Genomic DNA, 22,928 nt, shown 5'->3' with positions numbered 1-22,928 from the left:
TATGTAACAAGTCCTGAATTGGACTGGATTTCGGACCGCCGAATCTCGTAATTCGGCCTTCATGTCTATGGTTCGATTCGCGAGGTTGCTCCCCGCCCGGTGGCTCATTGCATTGCTACTGATCGGTGTCGGCTGCGCCAATCCAGACAGCACTTGGACCTTCCGCACACAAACCCCGCCACCGTTTTCGACTCCGGGTGAAGTGGTTCCGCCGGATCGTTGGTGGACCAGCTTCAACGATCCGACACTCAACGCAGAGATTGAAGTTGCACTGCAAGGCAACTTCACTCTCGCCGCGGCTCTACAACGTTTGTATGCGGCCCGAGCCGTGACACGTCGCGAAGCATCCGATCTGTGGCCGGATCTGAATGGAGTTGCTGACTATGGCAGCACGATGGGTCCGGGCAGAGATCGTTCCAGTTTCATTTGGGGATTGGATGCCGGATACCAAGTCGACTTGTGGGGCGAAATTGAATCCCGCGTGGATGCCGAACGCTTGCGAACATCCGCCACGCGAGAAGACTACCACGCGATTGCATTGACCCTGACCGCAGAGATCGCTCGAACGTGGTTCTCGCTGATCGAAGGGCACGCCCAAATCAAGTTGCTCAACGAACAACTCGACAACAACCAGATGGGGCTGGCGCTACAGGAAGCACGCTTTGCCTCAGGTTTGATCCGCAGCCCCGACGTGCTTCGACAGCGACAACTGGTCGAAGCGACGCTGGAGCAAATCGTCGTCGAGAAAGTCCGCATCGAAGTCCTGGAACATCAACTCGCGGTGCTGCTTGGCGAGATGCCTCAAGCCGCAGAATACGAGCCCGGTTCGATTCTGCCACCGTTGCCGCCTCTGCCATCGACTGGCCTGCCTTCGGAATTGCTAAAACGCCGGCCAGACGTTCGGCGTGATTACTTGGCCTTCCGTGCTGCTGACCGAGACCTGGCTTCCGCGATCAGTGCCCAATATCCTCGGATCAATCTCACGGGATCGCTGCTGAACGTGTCGGAATCCCCCGAAACGCTGTTCCGCGATTGGTTCGTATCCATCGGTGCACAAATGATTGCCCCGCTGTTTGACGGTGGGCAGCGCCGGGCTGAAGTCGACCGAAACGCGGCCGTCAAACGCGAATTGTTCAATGTTTATGGGCAGACGATGCTGAACGCATTCAGCGAAGTCGAAGACGCATTGGCCCAAGAACGCTACCAGCTCGAACGGATCGAACACCTGGAAAATCAAGTCGAACTGGCTCGACAGTCCTCCGAGCAGTTGAGAGAGCAATATCTGATCAGTGATGCGACTTATCTGGACGTGCTCAGTGCAATCACGGCACAGCAAAGATTGCAGCGCGAAACGCTTTCGGCTCAACTAGACTTGGTGCTCATTCGCGTCTCGCTGTACTTGGCGTTGGCAGGCGATTTTGACACCCGTCCACAAGACTTTGAATTATTGGAATCCACCGTGGAAATCATCCCGGAGACCGTTGTCGATGAGTGATGCGTCGAAACAGCGACCCAAATGGCGCTGGCTTCGCATCCTTGGTACCACCATCACCTGCTTGGCAATTCTAGGTGCGTCCGCCGCCGCGGTGGTCGTGATCAACAAGACCGAACCCACCGCCCAGCAGATCAACGCGACGCGAAAATCGTCGGCTTTGGTGGACACCATCACTGCGGAACGAGGCACCTACTCGCCTCAGTTAGTGGTGCTCGGAACCGTCGAACCAGCCCAGGACATCACGCTTGGCCCGCGAATCAGCGGCCAAGTGGTTGAGCTCTCGCCTGAATTCATCCCCGGCGGCATGGTCAGCAAAGGCGACCTGTTGCTGCGGATCGATCCGTCGGACTTCGAAAACGCGGTCTCGATCAGCAACAGTGAATTGCTGCAGAAAGAAGCGTTGTGGGAAATCGAACAAGCTCGCCAGCGTCTGGCGGTGAAAGAGCTGGAAATGCTCGAAGACACCATCGACGACACCAACCGCGGCCTTGTGTTGCGGGAACCTCAAATCGCATCGATCAAAGCGGAGATGGCAGCGGCGAAAGCATCGCTGGAACGAGCGCAGCTGGACCTCGATCGAACGGAAGTCACCGCTCCATTCGATGCTCAAATCCTGACGCAATCGGTCAACATCGGTTCTCAAGTCAGACCGGGCGACGAGCTCGCGCGTCTGATCGGTGTGGACGAGTATTGGATCATGGCGGCGGTTCCCATTCGAACATTGCGATGGATTCAATTCCCTAAAATTAACGATGACGGAACATCGACCGAAGGATCCAAGGTCATCCTGCGCAACACGGACGCTTGGGGGCCCGACGCGCAACGCGAAGGCCGGGTCGCCCGGTTGATCGGAACCCTCGACCAACAAACTCGACTGGCTCGTGTCTTGATCACAGTCGCCGATCCGCTCGGACGAGAATCGGATGCACCACCATTGATCTTGGACACGTTGATCGAAACGCAAATCGAAGGCAAAGAGATCAACGATGTGATCCGCATGCCTCGCGATTATGTCCGCGATCAGGACACGGTCTGGGTGATGAAAGAAGAACAACTCGAAATTCGCGAGACTCAGGTGGTCTTTCGTGACGCAGAGTACGCCTACATTCGTGAAGGGATTGAAGAAGGCGAAGACATCGTGACGACCACGCTGGCGACCGTGGCCGACGGAGTTGGTTTGCGCAAGATCACGGACGATGAAGTAGAGAGTGAAGAGACGGTGGACTCCGACGAAACTGAGGAGACAACCGAGTGACGTCGTTGAGCAAGATGGTTCCCGAGGGTGGCCCCATCGCATGGATGGCACGCAATTCCATTGCGGCCAACCTGTTGATGTTGCTGCTGCTCGGTGGTGGCATCTGGTCAGCGTATGCGATTCAAAAAGAAGTCTTCCCTCAGTTTCAGCTCGACATTGTCGAAGTCGCCGTTGGATACCCGGGCGCCGCCCCGGAAGAAGTTGAACAGGGAATTTTGCGTCCGATCGAAGAAGCCGTTCGGGGTGTCGAAGGCATTCGAGAAGTCACCAGCGAAGCTCGCGAAGGCCGTGGTGAAGTTCTGATCGAATTGGTCGGCGGCGAAGACCGCATGAAAGTCTTGCAGGACGTCGACCAAGCAGTCAGCCGGATCCGCACCTTTCCGGATCAAATCGAACAACCCGAAGTGCGACTGCAGTCTCGTCAGCAAGAAGTGATGCAGGTCGCGATTTACGGTCCGATCGACGTCTGGGCACTGCGCAAGTTGGCTGAACAACTTCGCGATCAACTGCAATCCAAAGAACAGATCACACAAGTCGAATTGCGTCGCGTTCCAGCGTATGTGACGCATGTCGAAATCCCACGTCAACGTTTGCGTGAGTACGGGCTGACTCTTCCCGACGTCGCTCAAATCATTCGCACGTCCAGCCAAGATGTCGCGGCCGGTTCCGTGCAAACGACCGCCGGCGAAATCTTGCTCCGTGTGAAAGCTCGCAAACAATGGGCGGAAGAGTTCGCTGGCATCGAAATCGTGGCCGGGCGAGACGGTCCGATGGTGACGCTCGGTGATATCGCCACAATTCGCGACGGATTTGAAGAAGTCGGATTCCACTCACAATTCAGCCAAACGCCATCGGTCGAACTCGACATCTATCGTGTCGGATCACAGTCGCCGATGGATGTGGCCGAAGCAGTCCAAGAGACAATGGAAGAATTCGAAACGGCTCTTCCACCAGGCGTGAAGTGGCGAATCGACAGCAACAACGCCGAAGAATTCCGCCGACGTTTGATGTTGGTCGCCGAGAACGCTGCGATGGCCGTCGTCATCGTGCTGGTGATTCTCTCTTTGTTCCTTGAATTCCGTTTGGCGTTCTGGGTGATGATGGGAATGGCGGTTTCTTTCATCGGCGGTGTGTTGTTGCTACCTGCCGCCGGTGTCAGCATCAACATGATTTCGTTGTTCGGCTTTCTTGTTGTGCTGGGCATCGTCGTCGATGACGCGGTGGTCGTGGGAGAAAACGTTTACGAGAAACGACAGACACTCAAGGATCACGAAGCCGCCGCTGTCGAAGGTACCCAAGAAGTCTCTGGACCGGTCACGTTCAGCATCCTGACGAACATCGTCGCGTTCGTTCCGCTGCTGTTCATTCCTGGCGAAACCGGCAAATTCTGGGGTCCCTTGCCGGTCGTTGTGATCATCGTCCTGGCGTTGTCGCTGGTTGAATCTCTGTTCATCCTTCCGGCTCACTTGGCCCACGCGCGCGACGCGGGACGAAATCCCAACAGCATCGGTGCGCGGCTGCACCATTTGCAGCAACGATTCAGCCAAGCGTTCAATCGTTTGGTGGAATTCTTTTATCGTCCCATCCTGATCCTCAGCCTTCGGCATCGATACGTCACCGCCTCATTGGCTCTCGCGTTGTTCGTTGTGATCGGCGGCTATGCGACCAGTGCTCACATGGGATTGATCCTGATGCCAGAAGTGTCCGCTGATGAAATCGAAGCCGGCGTACGAATGCCAGTTGGTACGACGCAGGATCAAGCCGCGAAAATTGCGGACACGGTGACGCAAGCGAGCATCAAGATGTTCGAAGAACACAACCTGTACGAGGTTGCCGAAGGCATCAAAACCAACGTCCGCGGCCAGAGTTTCATCGACGTCGAAATCGTGATGAAACCACCGGACCAACGAGACATGACTGCCAACGAGGTCATCGATTTGTGGCGTGAGCAGATCGGCGACTTGCCAGGTGTCAATCAAGTCACTTTTGAAGCCGAACGAGGACCGGGCGGTTACCGACGCGACATCAGCATTGACCTCAGTCACAGCGACATTGAGGTGTTGGAGCAAGCCGCCACCGCATTCGTTGAACGAGTCGAACTGTATTCCAACGCTCGGGATGTCAACGACAACTACAACAAAGGAAAAACGCAATACGATTTCCGGCTTCGTCCGGAGGGGCGTTCACTTGGCCTGACCGATGAAGAACTGGGCGAACAATTGCGAGGTGCCTTCTTTGGATCATTGGCGTTGCGACTGATTCGTGGAACCAACGAAACCGAAGTCAGAGTCAAGCTTCCCGAAGAACAGCGTGAGGACATTCACAACCTGGAAGATTTGATCATTCGCACACCGAGCGGAGCGGAGGTTCCGCTAATGGACGTCGCCGAAGTGGAAGAAACGCTGGCGTTTCGATCCATCAATCGCCGCGACGGCAGACGAACGATCAGTGTCTCGATGGATGTGGAACCCAAACGTGCCGTTACTCAGGTCATCGAAGCTTTACGAAACTCGGAACTTCCCAAGCTTCGTGAAGACTTCCCCGGAATCACCTGGAGCTTTGAAGGCAGCGATGCGGAGATGCGACAGGCTACCGCGTCACTCTGGGGATCGTTCGGCTTGGCGCTCGCTGTGATCTATTCGCTGCTCGCGATCGCATTCAAAGGCTACGTACAACCGCTGATTGTTTTGGTTGCAATCCCCTTCGGCGTCGTTGGCGCGATCATCGGACACATCATGCTTGGTTATGACCTGTCACTGGTCAGTCTGATGGGAGTGATTGCCCTGTCGGGCGTTGTCATCAATGACTCACTGATCATGATCGACTATGCAAACCGCCATCGAAAAGATCAATCCGCATTCGATGCCATCTCACAGGCCGGACTCCGTCGATTTCGTCCCATCATGTTGACCACCCTGACGACGTTTGGCGGTTTGACGCCGCTTATCTTCGAAGACTCGCTACAAGCTCAATACATCATTCCAATGGCGATCTCGCTCGGTTTTGGCATTCTCTTCGCCACAGCGATCATTCTCGTTTTGGTGCCATGTCTGTATCTGATTCTGGAAGACATCCAAAAGATGTTCGCACCAGAAACAGAGTGATGGTGACAATCACTCTTTGATTGAGCACCGACGTGGAATCACGACTCGTCGCTTCAGTCGCGATCCAAGATAATCCGGTAACGAGCGTCACCGCTGCGAAGCCGTTCAAACGCATCATTGACTTTGCTCATCGGATAGTGCTCGGTCACGGGAGCGATCTGGTGGCGAGCGGCAAAGTCCAGCATTCGTCGAATGATGACCGGCGGTCCCACGGGGGATGCACCCAGCGTCAGTTGGTTAAAAAGCATGTGCGGCAGCAATCCAATTTCCATTGGTTCGGTGAGCGCACCGACCATATGCAAACGACCGTGAGTCTTCAGCGTTCCAAGAACGGCGTTCCAATCCAGCGGCACATTGATGGTTGAAATCACTAGGTCAAAACGCAGGTCCGTGTTCTTGATCGCATCCATGTCTCGCGAGTTGATCGTGTGATGAGCGCCCATTTCCAAGGCCTCTTCCTCCTTGGATTCGGAGGTGAACGCGGTAACTTCGCATCCCCAGGCGTTTGCGAACTTGAGGGCGAGGTGCCCGAGCCCGCCGATCCCGATGACACCGACGGAAGAGGTTGGTGATAGATCCAATTGAACAAAAGGATTGAATACGGTGATTCCTCCGCACAGCAGTGGCCCCGCTTCCTTCGCATTCAGCGAATCAGGAATCTTCACGACGCTGGCTGATTGAGCCCGGACGGTGTCGGCGAATCCTCCGTGGCGGCCACCAATCGTTGCCTGAGCATCGCTGCACAAATTGTGATCACCGCTCATGCATTGGTCGCACACCATGCAATAACCCGCATGCCATCCCAGACCGACACGGTCGCCCACCGATAGATGAGTGACGTGATCGCCCACCGACGAAACCTTGCCAATCACCTCGTGTCCGGGAACGAGCGGGTATTCGCTCATCTCCCAATCGTTGTCGACCATACTGATGTCACTGTGACAAATCCCGCACGATTCGACGTCGATGTCGACCTCGTCGGAACCGATGTCATCGAGTTCATACTCGAACTCTTCAAAGGTTCCTTTGGATTCTTTGACGGCGTAGGCATGAACGGTCTTCATTGAGATCTCTCTTCAAAAGTGAATTGGGAGTGCGACCAGCTGATCGTCGACGTTTGGCAGAAACTTCAACGCTTCCTATTTGGCGCCGCAGGACTCGTGCTGTTTCGATTCCGCTTGGTAAGTTGGAAAATCGGTGTAGCCTTCCGCGTCGTGCGAGTACCAAACGGACATGTCGGCCGCATCAGCGAGAGGCCACCCATTCTCAAAACGCTCCACGAGATCCGGGTTGCTGATGTATGGACGGCCGAAAGCAATCAGATCCGCCGCTCCGTCCACGATTTCCTCTTCCGCGGACTCTCGCGTGTAGCCAACGTTGCCCATCAGAGTACCGCTGAATACTTTCCGGAAATCCGCGAGCGTCATCGCGGGTCCGAGTTCGTGAAAACCGAAACCGGTGCCATCCATCACGTGCAGATACGCGAGCCCATACTGATCAAGTTGCCGTGCGACGTAGGTGAATTGCTCGATATAGTCGGGTGATCCCATGTCGTTGAACGAGCCATTGGGAGCCAACCGGACACCAACACGATCGTTTGGCCAAACGCTCGTGACCGCATCTACAACTTCGCCCAATAGTCGGTAACGATTCTCGATGCTGCCACCGTATTGATCTTCGCGGTGATTGGATTTGGACTGCAAGAACTCGTCCAACAGATAGCCGTTGGCGGAGTGAATTTCTACACCGTCAAAGCCCGCCGACTTGGCACGTTCGGCCGCTTTGCGATAGTCCTCCACGATGCCCGGCAGTTCGTTGGTTTCGAGAGCGCGTGGAACTTCGTAAGGCTTCTTTCCTGACGGGGTGTGCACGCCGTCGCCTTCAATCGCAATTGCCGATGGCGCCACCGGCAGATCGCCATCGTGAAAATCACTGTGCGACGCACGCCCGGTATGCCACAACTGCAGAAAGATTCGGCCGCCGGCTTCGTGAACCGAATCCACAACGATCTTCCATCGTTCTGCCATCTCGTCGTTGTAGATCCCCGGTGATTGAGGCCACCCGATGCCTTGTTCGGACACCACGGTGGCTTCGCTGATGATCAAACCAGCGGAAGCTCGTTGCGTGTAGTACTCGGCCATCATTTCGTTAGCCATGCGTTCCACCCCGGCGCGTGCTCGTGTCAGCGGAGCCATCACGATGCGGTTGGGTAGCGTCAGTCCGCCGATCTCCAGCGGCTGGAACAATGCGGACTTGGGAGCGTTTGATGTGGAAGCGTTCATCTTATTGGAAGCCATTTGGGTTGCTTTGGGTCAGTCTCTACGGTTCATTTAGGCGGTAGCCATTTTCGGCTGGCGTCGCACTGTAGATGTCCGGCTACGGCAATGCTCCGCAAAACGCGTGCCTGCATTGAACGTAAGTCCCGATGGCACAACGTTTTCAGACGCGGGCTGCCACACACCGCTCCGCAAGGGGTTAACCATCCGCCCGATGGATTTGGTCGTGGTAGGCTTCTCTTGCAGACAAAAGTTGCTGGCACCGGCGGTTAGTAAACTTCGTCGCTTGTTCACCCAACGATCCAACCCCCGCAAGAGATCGATTCGAAGACTGACGCCGAAGTCCTACACCAAAGCCATCGCGTAGATCATTTCTCTGGCGATTTGCCGACATCGCTCGTCGTAGATCTCGGCTTCCCCAGGCGTGTCATCAGAGACCTTGGGATCCTCGTAACGTATCGGCAAGCGTAGATCGCATCCGGGAACAATTGGACAAGCCTGATCGGCGCTCGAACAAGTCATCACCGCCGCGAAATGCCTCGTCGGATTGGGCGACTTGCTGTAAATCTTTGAGAAGCACAACAAAGGCTCCGATTGCTCGGCGTAGCGAACCGCATAGGTCGGGTTGCTCTTGTCTTCCGTCTTCACGTCGACTTCAAACCCAATCCTTTTCAACGAAGCAACGATTCGCGAATTCATTGCCGTCGCTTCAGTCCCGCCGGAGAAAGTTTGCACGCTCTGCAACCCGAACAAATCTGCAGCCACCTTTGCCCAAATTTGCGCCAAGTGACTGCGACGCGAATTGTGTGTGCAGATAAAGGTCAGCTGCACCGGGTGAGATTTCTGTATCTCACCGCGAACGTAGCCTGCCAATTGCTTTAGATCATCAAGGCGTTCCTCGGAGATCGAACCTGACTCGGCTCGCCGCTGGTCCACAAAGGATCTCAAGGATGGGAACAAACCAATGGTGTTCAACTCACTCATGATCACTTTCAAGGATTGACGGATACCATCGCTAGTTCAAACGCCGGTCGCAACGTCGCTAATCAAGCACACATATCGCCCAGCGACGATCAACGATATTCTGGCGAGATTACGTCGTCAACCGGCTCACGTTCGGCGAGTGGGCAACGTCAAACCAGAGCGGATTCGAACAAGGCGAGCATCCGACTCCAAGCTTTCTCGGCTTGTTCGGGATTGTGGACACGAGTGTCAGGCGGACACCAACCATGCCCGGCGGGATACACCTCGATCTCAGCATCCAAGTTCGCTTCTGCAAACGACTCCTTCAACACCGACTTCGCTTCGGGATCGCGTTGGTCATCGTTCTCGGCGATGGCGATCAGGAAGTCCGCTTTCATTTTTGGGATCAAACGATGCGGGCTATCCTCTCCGTCGGACACCAATCCGCCACCATGAAAAGTGGCCGCCGCACCTACGCGATCGGGAACGGCAGCGGCGGTACGGAAGACGATTGGTCCTCCCATGCAATAACCGGTCGTTCCAATTGGCTTGTCCGTGTCCACTTGCGATTGCTTGTCCAACCAAGCGACAAATGCTTTTGCATCCGTCGTGTGTGTCTCGGGAGTTAATGAGCGAGCCAAGGGCCGAACATCCGAGATCGACGTGTTCGCTCCGTTGGCGGCGGTCGGTGCTTTCTGCTGGCGATAAAAGGGATTGACCACCAACACGCTGTACCCAGACTCCGCCAAACGTTTCCCCATTTGCCGGAACGCGGGTCGCAAACCAAAGATGTCGGGCCAAATCAAAACCGCAGCATGCGAGCCCGTCGATGGCGATACGAAGTAGGCGTCACACTTGCCGTCAGGTGTTTCGATTTCAACATCCTGCTCGCTGACTTCAGCGGCATTGGCGACTCGAGGAAGCATCATCGCCGCACCGAGTCCGGCTGCGGCAAGCGTACCGATATCACGACGCGAATACTTCTTCAGATCTTCTTCGAAATGGTCCTGATCACACATGCTGGGCTCAACTGTTCAATGGGGCGATGAAAAACTGTTGAAACAAACGATCGAGCGACTGGCATCCATCTGTCAGTCGCCCGATTGGAATCGTTCATGCTACCAGCATTCATCTAAGCGATGGATGCTGGCCAGAACCAAATTCATTCCTTACCGATGCAGTACAAATGCGACTTGCTTCGCAGGAAAATTTGGTCCCCGACGATGGCCGCCGAAGCATCGATTTCATCGTCCAGCTTGTTCACCGAGACCACTTCCATTTCGTCGCCGTGACTCAAAACCAACGTGGTTCCATCGCGTCCGGTGAAGTAGATGTGATCAGCCGCTGCCACCGGTGAGGCATAAACGGACGAGATATCTGGCAGGCGTGTTTGATCGATGACTAACTCACCGGTCTTGGCCTTCCGAGAAACCAACACACCATTGTTGGACTTCACAAAGTAGAGCTGGCCTTTGTAAAGAACCGGCGACGGCACGTAGGGAGCCGCGTCTTCTTCGATCCAAGTGATCACGTCGCTGTTGGTGACATCACCCTTTGCACTCAGTGGAATGGAATAGATCGCGTAGCCTCGATAGCCAGTCATCACGATGACGTTGTCCTCGAACCGAACCGGCGAGGGGATTGGATTGCCGGCTTGTCCACCGCATTCCCAAATCAATTCGCCAGTCGTCAAATCATAGCTCCGAACTCGTTTGGAACCGTTCGTGATGACTTGCGTTCGACCTTCGTACTCGGTGATCAAAGGCGTCGACCAAGTCGTTTGCTCATCACGGCTTTGCCGCCACTTTTCTTCGCCGGTCGCGGCGTCCAGAGCCACGATGAACGATTCCCCTTCGTGATCCCACGGCACAACCAAGACGCCATTGTGAACCGCGGGTGAGCTTCCTTCACCGAATTGGTTTCGAGTCTGCATCTGTCCCAGATCCACACTCCACAGTTGCTTGCCATCCAGATCAAGACAATAAACGCCTCGCGATCCAAATGACATGTACAACTTCTCGCCATCGGTCACCGGTGAAGATGACGCAAAGGTGTTGGTGTTGTGACCAGCTTCGTGAGGCACTTCTTGGGTCACCGAGGTCCGCCAAATCTCTTTGCCGTTGTTGCGATCGTAAGCGATCACCACGAAGTCGTAGACGTTCGTCGGCTTGGCACCACCGCGACCGCCTCGTCCACGACCACGGCCTCCGCGATCCGATCCGCCTCGCCCACCGTCCGGACGGCCTCCCTCAGCACGGCGTTCTCCGTCTTGGCGTTCTCCCCGTGGTGGGCCCGATTCCGGCGGAGTTTGGTTTGACGCTTCGCCCGAACCAGCACCTTCGGCAACTTGGTCCGTCTTCACCGCGGTACTGACGTACACGCGATCGCCAAGGATGATCGGGGTGCTGCTCCCGATGCCGGGCACATCGATCTTCCAAAGGATGTTTTCGGACTCGCTCCAGGTCACCGGCGGACTGGATTCCAACGCCGTTCCCGACGCATCCGGACCACGCCACCGCGGCCAATCGCGATTGATATCGTTGCCGTTGGCGGGCGATACGGTGTGAGTGGCACAGCACGCAAAGAACGCCATACCAAAGAAAAAGGTTGTGTGTCGCAAGATTCCAGCTCCGAGAATGCCGGTGGGGAATGACTAGGAACGTCCAGAACGCCCCCGATGAAGCATTGAACCCGCAAAGTCCCCCCAGGTTCCGTTTTCGCCTTTGCGATCCACGGCATTCTCAGCGCACACCGATTTTTCAGCGGCTGGTCAGCAGAACTCCCGAACGACGTCGACGTGCGTTCAGTGCCAACGTCCCCGCAACAATTGCGACGCCCGGATAAGCGAATCCAGACAACCGCAGCGGCCGAGTGTCCAATGCCGGCTGTGCCAGTGCATCGGTCTCAAACGCGATCGCAGCCAAAACAGCGTCGCGGACTTCGTTCACAACGACCGGTGTCGGAACCGATTCCGACGAAGCCATCAAGCCAATCGTCCGGTGGACTCCCACGGTCGCATCCAAAGCAATGTCCACCATTCCAGGTGAGAACGTCGGGACAACCGTTGGCAATGCGTCTTGGAATCGGATCCCATCGATCAAGCCGGTGGGTGATCCAAACCAACTTGCCAGAGCATCGTCGACAGAATTCCCTTGCAACACCGGCGTTTCGCTGGTGTCAAGAACGCGTCCCGATTCAACGTCCTCCGTCAGATCATCCGTCGCATCTCGAGCCACCTTGCGCAATTGTTCGAGAGTGCGTTCGTCCAACTCCCACGCATCATCGTCCGATTGAGAAGCATCCAACGACACGTCGCTGCTGGACACACGCGGCAACCAATCGATCGTTCCCCCATCCACTTCGCCGGCGATACGCGATGAGGATTCAACCGTCGCGACTTGCGAGCTAGCAACCGAATCACTCGTCCGTTCGGCTGCGTTCGCGTTTGCGACTTTGGCGGGTGAATCATCGACGGAGGCAACCGCTGATCCATTGCCTTGAACGGATCCGTTGTTGTTCGTTGCAGCATTCGAAACGGTTGCTTTTGCATCGCTGCTCCGACCCGGCGAACCAGACTCCGATGAACCGGCGGCGGAGTTCGCTCGAGCCAGCACGGTTCCTTCGCCTGTCGATGAACGATCATTGCCTCCGCTCAAACCATTCAGCACATCACCAACACTCACACTGTTGGATGGTCGCGGCGAATCAATGACAAATTGAACCACCCACAACACAGAACTGGACTCAGACGACCGAACGCTCTGATTGTTGGATGATCCACCAACCGACATTTGCGAACTTGACTGCGATGATTGGCTGGTCAGATCGCTTGCTCGCAATTCACTGCTGCGTGGTTCACGCCCCGAGAGTTGTTGTCTCCGATCATGCTGTCCTCCATCGCGTTGGCCGTGTTGACCATGTTGTTGCGACGGTCTTGCGATTGCGGCAAAGTCTCGCATCGGGCGTGCAGCACCGGGATCGTGCGCACGTTCAGAAAGATTCTGAGCCCCAAGATTCTGAGCCCCGGCACCATCGCGTCCGCCACCGGAATTGATTTGAGCCGCAGTTCGTTGCAACGTCGGAACGGCTCGATCAATTTGCGATCGGTCGATTCCTTTGTTCGCACCCATATCAGAATGCGTGAAGATCCCACCGGCCAACAATGAACGTGATTCAAGTTGTTCGAGCAATAAGATTCTTGAGTCGTTAGTTGGCTTCATGAATCGATCCTTGTAGCTCTTCTCGAGGCAGCGAATTGCCGGTGGATTCCATCACGCTTTGATAGTTCGCCCGGTGCTTTCGCAGGAATTCATTGTAACGAACCACTTCGGGTGCAACCGAAACCGCGACCGATTGCAGCCGAATTGCTTGGGAATACGCCTCCGCAGCCGCCCCCGCATCTCCCAGTTGCTGCTGAAGGAATCCGTAGTTGTTCCAAACCCCACCCAGCATGCTTTGCGTCTCTGCATCTTCTGGAAATTGAGTCGCTAGCGGCTGCCCAATTTCCAACGCCTTTTCAAACGCCGTGCGTGCCTTCCCCAGGGACTTCATCTTTGATCGAACCAAACCCAATTGATTGAAACTCAGCGCCAAATCCCTTCGATAGTTCGGGTGATCGGGCCAGCGAAGCACGACTTGGCTGCCCAGCTCAATGGCTTGTTCGAATGTCTCGATTGCTTTGGCATTCCTACCCATCGCAGATTGCGCCGCACCGAGCGTGTTGAGCGTCACAATCGTCTGCCCAGCAATCTTCGCGTCGCTTGGATTCGACTGCAAAAGACTCAATTGCGATTCAAGTGCCTGGCCAGCATGATGAATCGCTCGTTCGGGTTCTGATTCCATCAACAGCCCCGCCAAGTTCGACTGCACCGCAACAAGCTTCAAGGAAGCCGGATCGTTCGTCATGCCGTTCAGTCGCTTGGCATCCGACACCGGTTCGATCAACAGTGTCTGAAGTCGCTCGATCGATTTTACGAAATATGATTCTGCCTCGGAGGTTGCATTTGTTCGCATTAGCAACAAACCCATGTTGTTCAGCGTGGCTGCCAACGAAACTTCAGCGTCCCGGTGCAGAGGAAACGAGTGACCTTGGTCCGCCAGTGCCCGCTGGATCGCCATCGCTCGCACAAAGTATCGAGCTGCATCTTCGAATTTCCCTGCCCGCACCAACGCCTGTGCCAAATTGTTCTGACACGTTGCCCAGTGCAATCGGACCGGGTCATTGGCAGCAACACTGCCGGCCAATTCCGCATAGATTGATTCGCTACGCTTAAGCGCCGCGATCGCCTGCTCACTGTCACCAAGCTCCGACTGCAACCTGCCCGCATGCGCGAGCGTCATCGCGAAATCCTCGCTAAGCGTTGGATCATTTTTGATTTCCGCAGCGAACCGTTCGTAGTAATCCAACATTTCCAACAGCAACAAACGGCGAACCGGGTCTGCCCCGGGAACATCGACCAACAGCTCGGCGATGCGCGTCCCCATCCGATCTAAAGCCTCTCGCGCCAACGACTCTCCCCGAGTGGCCCGCATGGCGTTTTCGTCCGACACAAGTTTCGCAGCCGCTAACTTGGCATTCGCGATGGCGGAACCGACCAAACCCAGCGTCACAATCAAGGCTGCCACGAACGCAACACGACGATGCTTCGACGCCAGCCGAACCAACCGATCCGCGACCGATGGTGGTCGAGCAATGGTGGGTTCGCCTAGCAGCACCCGCTTCATGTCCTCGGCAAACTCCTTCGCGGTCTCGTACCGATCTTCGCGGTTCTTCGACATCGCTTTCGAGATCACGGTCCCCAAATCACGAGGCAAATCAGGTCGCAACAAATGCAGCGGGATCACTTCCTCATTGTCGATCTTCTTCAGAATCGTTGCCGCGTCTTCGCCTTCGTGGGCGTATCGCAGCGTCAAGCATTCGTATAAGGTTGCGGCCAGCGAATACTCATCGGCCCGTCCATCAATCAAAGCTGACTGCCCGCGAGATTGCTCGGGACTCATGTACCGCATCGTTCCGATGACGTCGCCCGACCGCGTCAATGACATCTCCGTCTGACAGCGTGCCAAACCAAAATCGGTCACCCAAATTTTGCCGGACCGGTCAAGCATCAAGTTCGATGGCTTCACGTCGCGATGGACCACACCATTTTCATGGGCAACGTGCAAAGCGTCGGCGATGTCGATCCCCCACTGAATCACTTGCTTCCAAGTCTCGCGTCGTTGTTCCGCTGATTCCGAGCGGGAATCGCTGGACCGTTCTTTCGATCCATCCGCGGACTGCCCGGCTATCTTTTCCTCACGACGTTCGCGCACCCAAGCATCCAAAGCAATCCCATCGATGAACTGCATTGCGTAGTAGTGAACGCCTTGATGGCTGCCGACGCTGTGAATCGGAACGATATGTGGGTGCTGCAGCAAACCGGCCGCATGAGCTTCGTTTTTGAAACGAGCGATCTGGGTCGAATCCAACATGGAAGCCAGCGGCAGCAACTTGATCGCGACGCGTCGATCAAGCGACTGCTGGCTGGCTTCGTAGACGACTCCCATCCCACCACGACCAATCTCGTGATGCAAAAGGAAGTCACCGAGCTGTTTGTCCGCCGGCAGGGGAACCGAAGGTGCATCGAGAGTGGGTTGCATCCCCGCGGCGACGCCGTAGAGAGCTCTTAACTTCTCAAGGTAGGAATGAAAGACGGGTCCCAGATCGGGGTTCTGCCGAACGATCTCATCCGCGTCTAACGACTCGCCGTTTTCCAAACCGACCAAGTACTCGTCCAACAATTTCGTCAGCCGAGATTGTTGCTCTTCATTCAGACCGCGCAGCAGCGATGGATCGGTCGATTGCGATTCGTCTGTCGACAATTCAAATGCGACCATCAACGCTGTTCCTCGGACGCTTTGAAACTCTCCAACGCTCGCAACCAAAGCATCCGAACAGCACCGCACTTGCGATCCATTCGTTCCGCGATCTCATCAAACGAAAGTCCTTGCAGCACGCGAAGAACGATCACTTCGCGGTAGTGCGGCTTCAGTTTGCTGAGCTGATTGGACAATTCCACGGCACCCTCACGAGCACGCATCGGCGCACTCGGCGAAGGCTCATTGCCAGCCAAGATCCCCGCCCAGTTGCAAGCCGATTCTTCCAATCGATTGCTAACCGCTTCCAAAGAAACTTCGCGACGAATGTCTCGCTTTTGAACCTGAACGTGGCGTTTAAAACTGCGATGCAACGTGTGAATTAAAATTGTCCGCAACCAGCAAAGCAGCTCACCTTGGCTGGTGCCGCGAAAATCGCCGAAGTCCTGATGAGCTTCCAACATCGCCTCTTGAACGATGTCCGATGGATTGACTCTTCTGCGAAGCCGACGATCCAACTGCGTGGTGGCGAGAATCGTCAGATAGTTCGTGTACCACTGCAGCAAGCGTCCGAGGGCCTCCCTGTCGCCAGCGCGTGCGTGGTCCAACAACTCCATGAACCCGAGATCGTTGCCCCAACCTTCTCGGTCGCTGGAATCGTTTTCGCGTGCCGTCCAAGAGGAGTCTGTGGCGACCATCGCTTTGCCTTCCGAAGAGTAGTCTGAGCTCGCATCATCATTCGCAAGGAACTAGTTGCGAGGCAAACCACAAACCGTCACTTCTTTTTCGGAATTTTTCGAAACTCATCGAATTAGCGACGGAACATCTAACGACGGAACCTCGCGAAACGCTCCCGAGGGGCATCCCGGCCCGCCACGCTGAATGCCGCGTCGACTCGGTCGAATCGCGACGATCCCGGTGAGAAAGCCTCCGATTCATCCGCCTCAGTTTCTTCCCGGAAAGCCTCCCATTCCGCGAAAGAAACACCGCCATCGGCGTCTGCATCCGCCTCGGCCAACTTCGCCCAAAGCCGATCGCGAACTTCGGTCTCCGTGATCAAACCGTCTTCGTCGGTATCTTTCGATAAGAAACGTTCCTCACGAGCGGCCAAGAACGCGGCTTCCAATTCTTCCGCGGTCAACAATCCATCGGCGTCACCGTCGGCCTCGAGCCCCGTAAGTTTTTCCCACAACCGCCCGGACACCTCTTCTTCCGAAAGCGCCGAATCGCCATCCGCATCCAATCGCTCGATCAAGGTCGCAACGTCGCCGCTGAACAAACCAGCACGGAACAAACCATAGTTCTGTCGATGAAATCCCTCCGCACGATGATCACAGTCTTCCTCGGACATTGTTTCTTCATCGTCTTCGGTCTCCCCGTCATCGACCATCTCATCATCGATGACATCGTCGTCGGCTGATTCGTCGCCAGTCTCTTCGCCGGAATCAGATTCCTCGTCGGATTCCGTGTCTTCACTGGAATCAGGTTTCTCGTCGATCGTTTCGTCGTCCACTGCAGTCGGATCGTCGACCAAGCCGCCGTCATCGATCGTTGATTCGTCCTCCTCATCGAAAACAACATCGGTGTCGTCCAAGGAGTCCGTTTCCGAACTCTCTTCCTCCTCATCCGATTCCATGTCGACTTCCGTCTCGGTTGACTCGGGAGCAACGTCGTCAACATCCGCATCGTTCATTGCATTGATGACCATCAACGCATCCAAGGATGTCACCGTTCCGTCACCGTTGACGTCGCACAATCCATCCATCTCGGCGTCATCCGAATCAGCCTCCGACGTTTGATTGAGACGATTAATAATCATCAACGCGTCCAATGCCGTCGTGCGATCGTCTTCGTTGACATCCGTTGGATTGACGTAGTTGTACGCATTCAGATCCGCGTCCAAACGGCCGCTAAACCGTTGTTGGAAACGGTTTCGAAACCAGCGGTTCCAGACGAACCAACGGTTCCGGAAATCATTGTTTCCGGAATCCGAATCCTGCTCATCTTTATCGCCGGAATCGTCCACCGAAGGATCTTCCAGCACCGGGTCGTCTTCGGCATCGGTGGTCTCATCATCGGCTGAGCCCTCGGAATCGTTGGTCGAATCCATCTCATCAACAGGCTCGTCCGCCGCAGTTTCCGCCGCCGCGTACAACTGTGTGATCGCAATGGCGTCATCTTCATCCAGTTCGGTGAACGATTGATTGGCGGAAACGAACGGAGCCAAAACACTTCCGGAGGCATCGGCGTGATCCAGTCCCAACGAGTGGCCGATTTCATGCACCGCGACCCACACCAAATCGAACGCCGCACTGCCCAGCGAATTGCCAACTTCCCAGCTTTCCGAAAGATCAAATTGGATGTCACCGGCCAACCGCGCCGGGTTCACGTCGTCCGGAAAATACGCCTGAGCGAGCGTGCCCGCTCTTCCATCCAAATTCTCAAACGAGATATCAATGGAATCATTCAGTCCGACTTGGTCGACTTCTGTGAACTCAATGTCCGCGACGCTGGCCCAAGCATCGAAAGCGGTTTCGATCGCCGCATCGGTCTCCTCCTGAGTCAGCGTGCTCGGTGACCCCGTAATCGTGTAGGTCAGAGCGGCACTGCCCAAACCGGGGCCGTCCCACCCCAGACTGGCGGCGAGCACACGGCGAGTTTCGAGAGATTGGATCGCAAGGCGACGCGTTCGTTTCTTCCGTTGATTCATATTGGGCAGACACTGCAATGAGACGAGGGGAAAAGCAGGCATCCGCGATTGCACCAATCGCCAGCCCTTCCCATCACGAACGGGGATCCGACCTCGCGTTCACCTGATGGGCCGCTGATAAGGGGCACCTTTCAGACGGCAATGTCACACCAATCCCCGCAGTCTCACTTCACGCCGCGTTTCGCAACGTTTGCACCAAATAGCGGCCCCGTCCTCGGGTGGCCCATTCCCTCACGCGGCAGTTACGCGACGTAAAAATCCAGCCCGCGGATTCGCTCTTCACCGTGAGCGATGAGGACATCGATCGTCTCACCAGATTGCGAAAGTCGGACTTGGTAGTCTCCGGTCTCACTGAGCGATCGAAACCGGTAATTCCCGTGCTGATCAGACGCTGTGGAATCGACCAGCGTCCCAGCTCCGTCGATCAACTCGATCGTCATTCCCTCCACACCACGCATTTCGTCCTCGCGAAGGTTGCTGGGCATCGTCGTGGGCGGAACCGAGCTGGCCAGGATGACCCGGCCGCGAATTTCGACTTGCATCGAAAAAACGTTTTCTTGCAAACCTTCGATGCTCGTGTTGCGTTCGATCACGTCCGCCAGCGTGGATCGTTCCAGCGATTCAATCTCCAGATCGTTCAGCACATTCCTGTAGAAGAACCGATCGCCATCGCGAGTCCTCTGAAATTGGTCGGCAATGATTTTGCCTGTCAGCTCGCCAACTGATGCATCGTCTTGGTGATTTTCGGCCATCAAGCCGACCCAAAGATCAATGTTGTCGACGCTTCCATACAACGATGTCAACTTCTGCTGCAACGAAACGTCACCGGTGATTTGGTCAAACGATTCCACTCGATTCAGGCCGTACGCTGCTCGCGTCGAGTTGTAGTCGCTCAAGCCATGATCGCGGCCACGCTGGATGTTCATGGCAACCAGATCCAACCCGCCCGCACCCGGAGGCCCGAACAAGAAGTTCCGCAACGAATCGACCACGCCCAAATCCACCTCTTGAGCCCAAACCGATGCGTCGTATTTCAATAACGAATCGATCCCCGTCTCTTCCAACATCGACGCATGAAAGAACGCGTCTTTCAATTCCATCTCGTTTTGGCTCTCACGTCCATCATTGGACATGAACCCAACTTCGTCTCGAAGCACGCTGTGCCCCAACCGAAACGCGGCGGTTGAAAACTCATTTGCGATGCCAGGATTCACGGATGCGTCGTAGCCGCGATACGGTTCCATCGCGTGCTCACCCAACAGTGCCGGCAGAAACTCGTTGTAGGTGATGGATTGAATCAACCCGGCGACGACCAAACGAGCTCGTTGGTAAATTTCTTCGTCGGTTGCTTCGGGGTCAGAGCCCGATATTTCATCGGCCAAACGATTGTGCTCTCGGACAAACAGCGTCTGGATTGCCGTCAAGCCAACGTTCTCACTGGCGCGAACATCGCCGGCAATCACCATTCCGCTTTCGTCCATCGGAAGCAGTCCGTCTTCGGAGATCGCCATTCGGCCGCCCACAAACGTCCTTAGCCTTTCGGCGGTTGCCGCATCGCTCCCGTAAACCATCGAGCCATCGATGAAGGCCGTGATTTGATTGAACTGTTGAGCCGGGTTATCAACCGATGTCCCGGTTCCTTCCGCGATCGGCGTTCGCGTCATCGGGATCACCGCTTCACCAGAACCAGTCGGATCGAACCAGAGATCTCCTTCTGGCACCGCGATATCGATGGCCTCGCCGTGCTCGTCGCTTTCGCTCAATCCCAAGTCATGATCGATGAATTGCCCCCACACATAAACGAATGCAGACAGCCCACGATCATTGAGCGCCTGACTTGTGTTCATTTCCGACAACACATTGCTGACTTCGCGTGCGCTGGGTCGGTCGGCTCCCGCCAGCGTTGAAATGCCATCGCCATAGGCCGCTGGCGCCATGCGAATCAAACGTTGCCCAACGCTACCCCAAAAGTGATCGTTGGGATTGTTTCCGGTGCCATCGATCGAACGAACTTCAGACGACATCTCCGGAAGCAACAGGTTCAGCTCTTCGTCGGCACTGGTATCAATCGGAAACACATCGCCGCGTTCAATTCGATTGATCACCCGCAGAGCGTCCAAAGCACTGCGTCGACCATCATCGTTGACATCGGTGAACATGCTTTCATCGCGAGCGGTCTCGTTGGTCATCGCATTGATGATCAACAACGCGTCGATGGCTGAAACACGACCGTCATCGTTGACGTCTTCGGCATCATAGATGTTGTGTCGATACCCACCGAAATCGGCTGCCAGCAACTGCCGAGCTTCCAATTGTTCGCTTCGCAATGGGCGTCGCTTGCGACCAGGATGGTTCATCGTACGCTTCGACCGGAACAACATTAGGTGTGCAACAACGTTGGCGATGACAACCGAGACAACGCTTCCATCGGCGAAACGCAAGCCGACGATGAAGGTTGCTGTGAGAAAACTCAAAGCGAGGGTGAGAGGCGAAACATCCCAATCGTAATCCAACTGAGACTTCCCCACCCATTTGGTGCACGAAACGCCGCGAATTATCGACAAAATTTCTAAACAGAATCAATTCCCAAATTGTCTCGCCAGTTGGTGGCTGGAATCTCCCGGAGGCCTTCGCTACGCCTGTTCGATCTTTCAGAAGAAGCTGCGTCAGGACCGAAACCAACTCTACGATTTGCCATTCACTGCTGTCTGGTGCAAAATAACGCGGCCGATGGCGTCAACGACTTCTCGAAATGCTGTGAAACAACGGATCACAATCAAGATTCATGTCGCTTTCCAAAAGTGACAACCAATCGAAAGACAACCACAGGCCATCCATCGACGATTCTTTCCTCCGATCCGTGCAATCACGCGTTTCGCCCATCCCCATCCCCACGCGAATTCCCTCATCCCAATGTCGACCAAACTCCAAACGATCGTCGCGTTGCTGACGCTCGTCATCTGTTCTTTGCTTTCATTAAGTTCCAATCTTCAAGCGAAAGAACACCCCAACGTCTTGCTGATCTTGGTCGATGACCTGAAACCTGCTCTTGGATGTTATGGAGACTCGATCGCGAAAACGCCGCACATCGATTCGCTGGCCAATCGCGGCATGCGGTTCGAAATGGCGTACTGCAACCAAGCCGTCTGCGCGCCATCGCGTTTCACGTTGATGCTGGGTTCACACTCAACATCGACGGGCCTCTACGGGCTGGACAGCCAACTGCGCCAGATCATTCCCGACGCGGTCACGATGCCTCAACACTTTGCCAAACATGGTGGCTATCGAACCGAGTCGCTGGGCAAGATCTTTCACATCGGCCACGGCAATCATGGCGACCCAGAATCGTTCTCGGTTCCACACTTCAAAGAAAAGGTCATCGAGTACCTGGAACCGGCCAGCACCGATGGCGGGCAACTGACTCGCGAAGAGGCCTACTTCACCAATCAGATGCTGGGCCAGATCAAATCGCTTCCTCGAGGGGCCGCGTATGAATCGCCCGATGCCAACGATGAAGACTACGCCGACGGTCGCGTCGCCGCCGAAACGATCGAGCGACTGCAAGCGGCAAAGCAACGTCGACAATCCGATGGAACGCCATTTTTCATCGCTTCAGGATTTGCCCGGCCTCACTTGCCATTCAGTGCACCACAGAAATATTGGGATCTGTACGACCCAGCTTCGCTTCCCATGCCCCAGCACGAAGACCTGCCAGCAAACGCCCCCAAGGTGGCCGGAAAACGTGGCGGAGAAATTTCAAATTACAAACCAGTTCCCACCGAACCCAACGCCGACTTTGACGATGAACTGAAACGCAATCTGATTCATGGCTACTACGCCAGCGTCAGCTACGTCGACGCCCAGATCGGAAAAGTAATCGAGGAACTCGACCGTCTAGAACTTTCTGACAACACAATCGTTGTGCTTTGGGGCGATCATGGTTTTCACCTTGGCGATCTCGGCATTTGGACGAAACATACCAACTACGAACAAGCCAACCGGATCCCGATCTTGATCACCGCGCCGGGTGTCACTCAGCCAGGCAGCTCGACGAAACAATTGGCCGAGAGCGTCGATATCTTCCCGACCTTGTCAGAGTTGGCTGGGCTGCCCGCACCGAGCGGCCCTCAACCAATCGACGGAGTCAGCTTGGTCCCCGTCCTCCAAGATCCATCGGCGCGAGTTCGCGACCATGCCTATCACGCTTACCCGAAGCGAAAGCTGGGGCGATCCATTCGAACCGAACGGTATCGACTGGTGCAGTGGAAGG

The 22,928-nt window shown here is 55.5% G+C and carries 14 protein-coding genes; 4 read left to right on the top strand and 10 right to left on the bottom strand.

Annotated elements, in window-relative coordinates:
- Positions 1-67: 67 nt before the first annotated feature.
- From RE6C_RS04370 to RE6C_RS04360, 3 genes are read left to right on the top strand one after another with little or no spacing between them, the layout of a single operon-like run.
- Positions 68-1,495 (top strand): TolC family protein, encoded by a 1,428-nt coding sequence (locus RE6C_RS04370; RefSeq protein ID WP_008654226.1) that lies wholly within the window; start codon positions 68-70, stop codon positions 1,493-1,495.
- Positions 1,488-2,750 (top strand): efflux RND transporter periplasmic adaptor subunit, encoded by a 1,263-nt coding sequence (locus RE6C_RS04365; protein ID WP_008654224.1) that lies wholly within the window; start codon positions 1,488-1,490, stop codon positions 2,748-2,750. The genes RE6C_RS04370 and RE6C_RS04365 overlap by 8 nt, the downstream gene beginning before the upstream one ends.
- Positions 2,747-5,854 carry an efflux RND transporter permease subunit gene (locus RE6C_RS04360; protein WP_008654223.1) on the top strand — a complete coding sequence of 1,036 codons (3,108 nt, stop codon included), beginning with the start codon at positions 2,747-2,749 and terminating at the stop codon, positions 5,852-5,854. The genes RE6C_RS04365 and RE6C_RS04360 overlap by 4 nt, the downstream gene beginning before the upstream one ends.
- 53 nt (positions 5,855-5,907) lie before the next feature.
- Here the strand turns inward: RE6C_RS04360 and ahr are convergent, their stop codons facing one another.
- The 10 genes from ahr to RE6C_RS04310 all read right to left on the bottom strand — a co-directional run bounded on the left by ahr (position 5,908) and on the right by RE6C_RS04310 (position 21,039).
- On the bottom strand, positions 5,908-6,918 hold the full coding sequence (ahr, locus tag RE6C_RS04355) for an NADPH-dependent aldehyde reductase Ahr (RefSeq protein WP_008654222.1): 1,011 nt from the start codon (positions 6,916-6,918) through the stop codon (positions 5,908-5,910).
- A gap of 75 nt (positions 6,919-6,993) precedes the next feature.
- On the bottom strand, positions 6,994-8,151 hold the full coding sequence (locus RE6C_RS04350) for an alkene reductase (RefSeq protein ID WP_039961176.1): 1,158 nt from the start codon (positions 8,149-8,151) through the stop codon (positions 6,994-6,996).
- A 324-nt stretch (positions 8,152-8,475) separates the two neighbouring features.
- The gene (locus RE6C_RS04345) at positions 8,476-9,120 is read right to left on the bottom strand and encodes an arsenate-mycothiol transferase ArsC (RefSeq protein ID WP_008654220.1); all 645 of its coding nucleotides are present in this window, start codon (positions 9,118-9,120) and stop codon (positions 8,476-8,478) included.
- 143 nt (positions 9,121-9,263) lie between these two features.
- Entirely contained in the window at positions 9,264-10,112 is an 849-nt protein-coding gene (locus tag RE6C_RS04340) for a dienelactone hydrolase family protein (RefSeq protein WP_008654219.1), read from the bottom strand.
- A gap of 143 nt (positions 10,113-10,255) precedes the next feature.
- Positions 10,256-11,686: a PQQ-binding-like beta-propeller repeat protein gene (locus tag RE6C_RS04335; RefSeq protein ID WP_008654218.1), complete on the bottom strand. Its 1,431-nt coding sequence runs from the start codon at positions 11,684-11,686 to the stop codon at positions 10,256-10,258.
- A 166-nt stretch (positions 11,687-11,852) separates the two neighbouring features.
- Positions 11,853-13,313 (bottom strand): hypothetical protein, encoded by a 1,461-nt coding sequence (locus tag RE6C_RS04330; protein ID WP_039961172.1) that lies wholly within the window; start codon positions 13,311-13,313, stop codon positions 11,853-11,855.
- Complete coding sequence (locus RE6C_RS04325) at positions 13,300-15,969, bottom strand: serine/threonine-protein kinase (RefSeq protein ID WP_008654216.1); 2,670 nt, start codon at positions 15,967-15,969, stop codon at positions 13,300-13,302. The genes RE6C_RS04330 and RE6C_RS04325 overlap by 14 nt, the downstream gene beginning before the upstream one ends.
- Positions 15,969-16,646 carry a sigma-70 family RNA polymerase sigma factor gene (locus tag RE6C_RS04320; RefSeq protein ID WP_008654215.1) on the bottom strand — a complete coding sequence of 226 codons (678 nt, stop codon included), beginning with the start codon at positions 16,644-16,646 and terminating at the stop codon, positions 15,969-15,971. Before RE6C_RS04320 ends, RE6C_RS04325 begins: the two co-directional genes overlap by 1 nt.
- A gap of 128 nt (positions 16,647-16,774) precedes the next feature.
- On the bottom strand, positions 16,775-18,658 hold the full coding sequence (locus RE6C_RS04315) for a matrixin family metalloprotease (protein WP_008654213.1): 1,884 nt from the start codon (positions 18,656-18,658) through the stop codon (positions 16,775-16,777).
- 242 nt (positions 18,659-18,900) lie between these two features.
- Positions 18,901-21,039 (bottom strand): peroxidase family protein, encoded by a 2,139-nt coding sequence (locus RE6C_RS04310; protein ID WP_039961180.1) that lies wholly within the window; start codon positions 21,037-21,039, stop codon positions 18,901-18,903.
- A gap of 532 nt (positions 21,040-21,571) precedes the next feature.
- On the opposite strand from RE6C_RS04310, the gene RE6C_RS04305 reads away from it, so the two are divergent.
- On the top strand, positions 21,572-22,928 hold a 1,357-nt coding region (locus RE6C_RS04305; protein ID WP_008654210.1), incomplete at its 3' end, for a sulfatase.

Source organism: Rhodopirellula europaea 6C (assembly GCF_000338295.1).
In the GTDB taxonomy this organism is placed as follows: domain Bacteria; phylum Planctomycetota; class Planctomycetia; order Pirellulales; family Pirellulaceae; genus Rhodopirellula; species Rhodopirellula europaea.
Note: the sequence above shows the minus strand (reverse complement) of the source record. Positions and strands in the feature narration are given on the sequence as shown.

What these genes read in the sequence shown, in the direction of transcription:
- RE6C_RS04370 (WP_008654226.1), top strand. Translation starts at nt 68, where the DNA reads ATGGTTCGATTCGCGAGGTTGCTCCCCGCCCGGTGGCTCATTGCATTG.
- RE6C_RS04365 (WP_008654224.1), top strand. Translation starts at nt 1,488, where the DNA reads ATGAGTGATGCGTCGAAACAGCGACCCAAATGGCGCTGGCTTCGCATC.
- ahr (WP_008654222.1), bottom strand. Translation starts at nt 6,918, where the DNA reads ATGAAGACCGTTCATGCCTACGCCGTCAAAGAATCCAAAGGAACCTTT.
- RE6C_RS04350 (WP_039961176.1), bottom strand. Translation starts at nt 8,151, where the DNA reads ATGGCTTCCAATAAGATGAACGCTTCCACATCAAACGCTCCCAAGTCC.
- RE6C_RS04340 (WP_008654219.1), bottom strand. Translation starts at nt 10,112, where the DNA reads ATGTGTGATCAGGACCATTTCGAAGAAGATCTGAAGAAGTATTCGCGT.
- RE6C_RS04335 (WP_008654218.1), bottom strand. Translation starts at nt 11,686, where the DNA reads ATGGCGTTCTTTGCGTGCTGTGCCACTCACACCGTATCGCCCGCCAAC.
- RE6C_RS04330 (WP_039961172.1), bottom strand. Translation starts at nt 13,313, where the DNA reads ATGAAGCCAACTAACGACTCAAGAATCTTATTGCTCGAACAACTTGAA.
- RE6C_RS04325 (WP_008654216.1), bottom strand. Translation starts at nt 15,969, where the DNA reads ATGGTCGCATTTGAATTGTCGACAGACGAATCGCAATCGACCGATCCA.
- RE6C_RS04320 (WP_008654215.1), bottom strand. Translation starts at nt 16,646, where the DNA reads ATGGTCGCCACAGACTCCTCTTGGACGGCACGCGAAAACGATTCCAGC.
- RE6C_RS04315 (WP_008654213.1), bottom strand. Translation starts at nt 18,658, where the DNA reads ATGAATCAACGGAAGAAACGAACGCGTCGCCTTGCGATCCAATCTCTC.
- RE6C_RS04310 (WP_039961180.1), bottom strand. Translation starts at nt 21,039, where the DNA reads ATGTTGTTCCGGTCGAAGCGTACGATGAACCATCCTGGTCGCAAGCGA.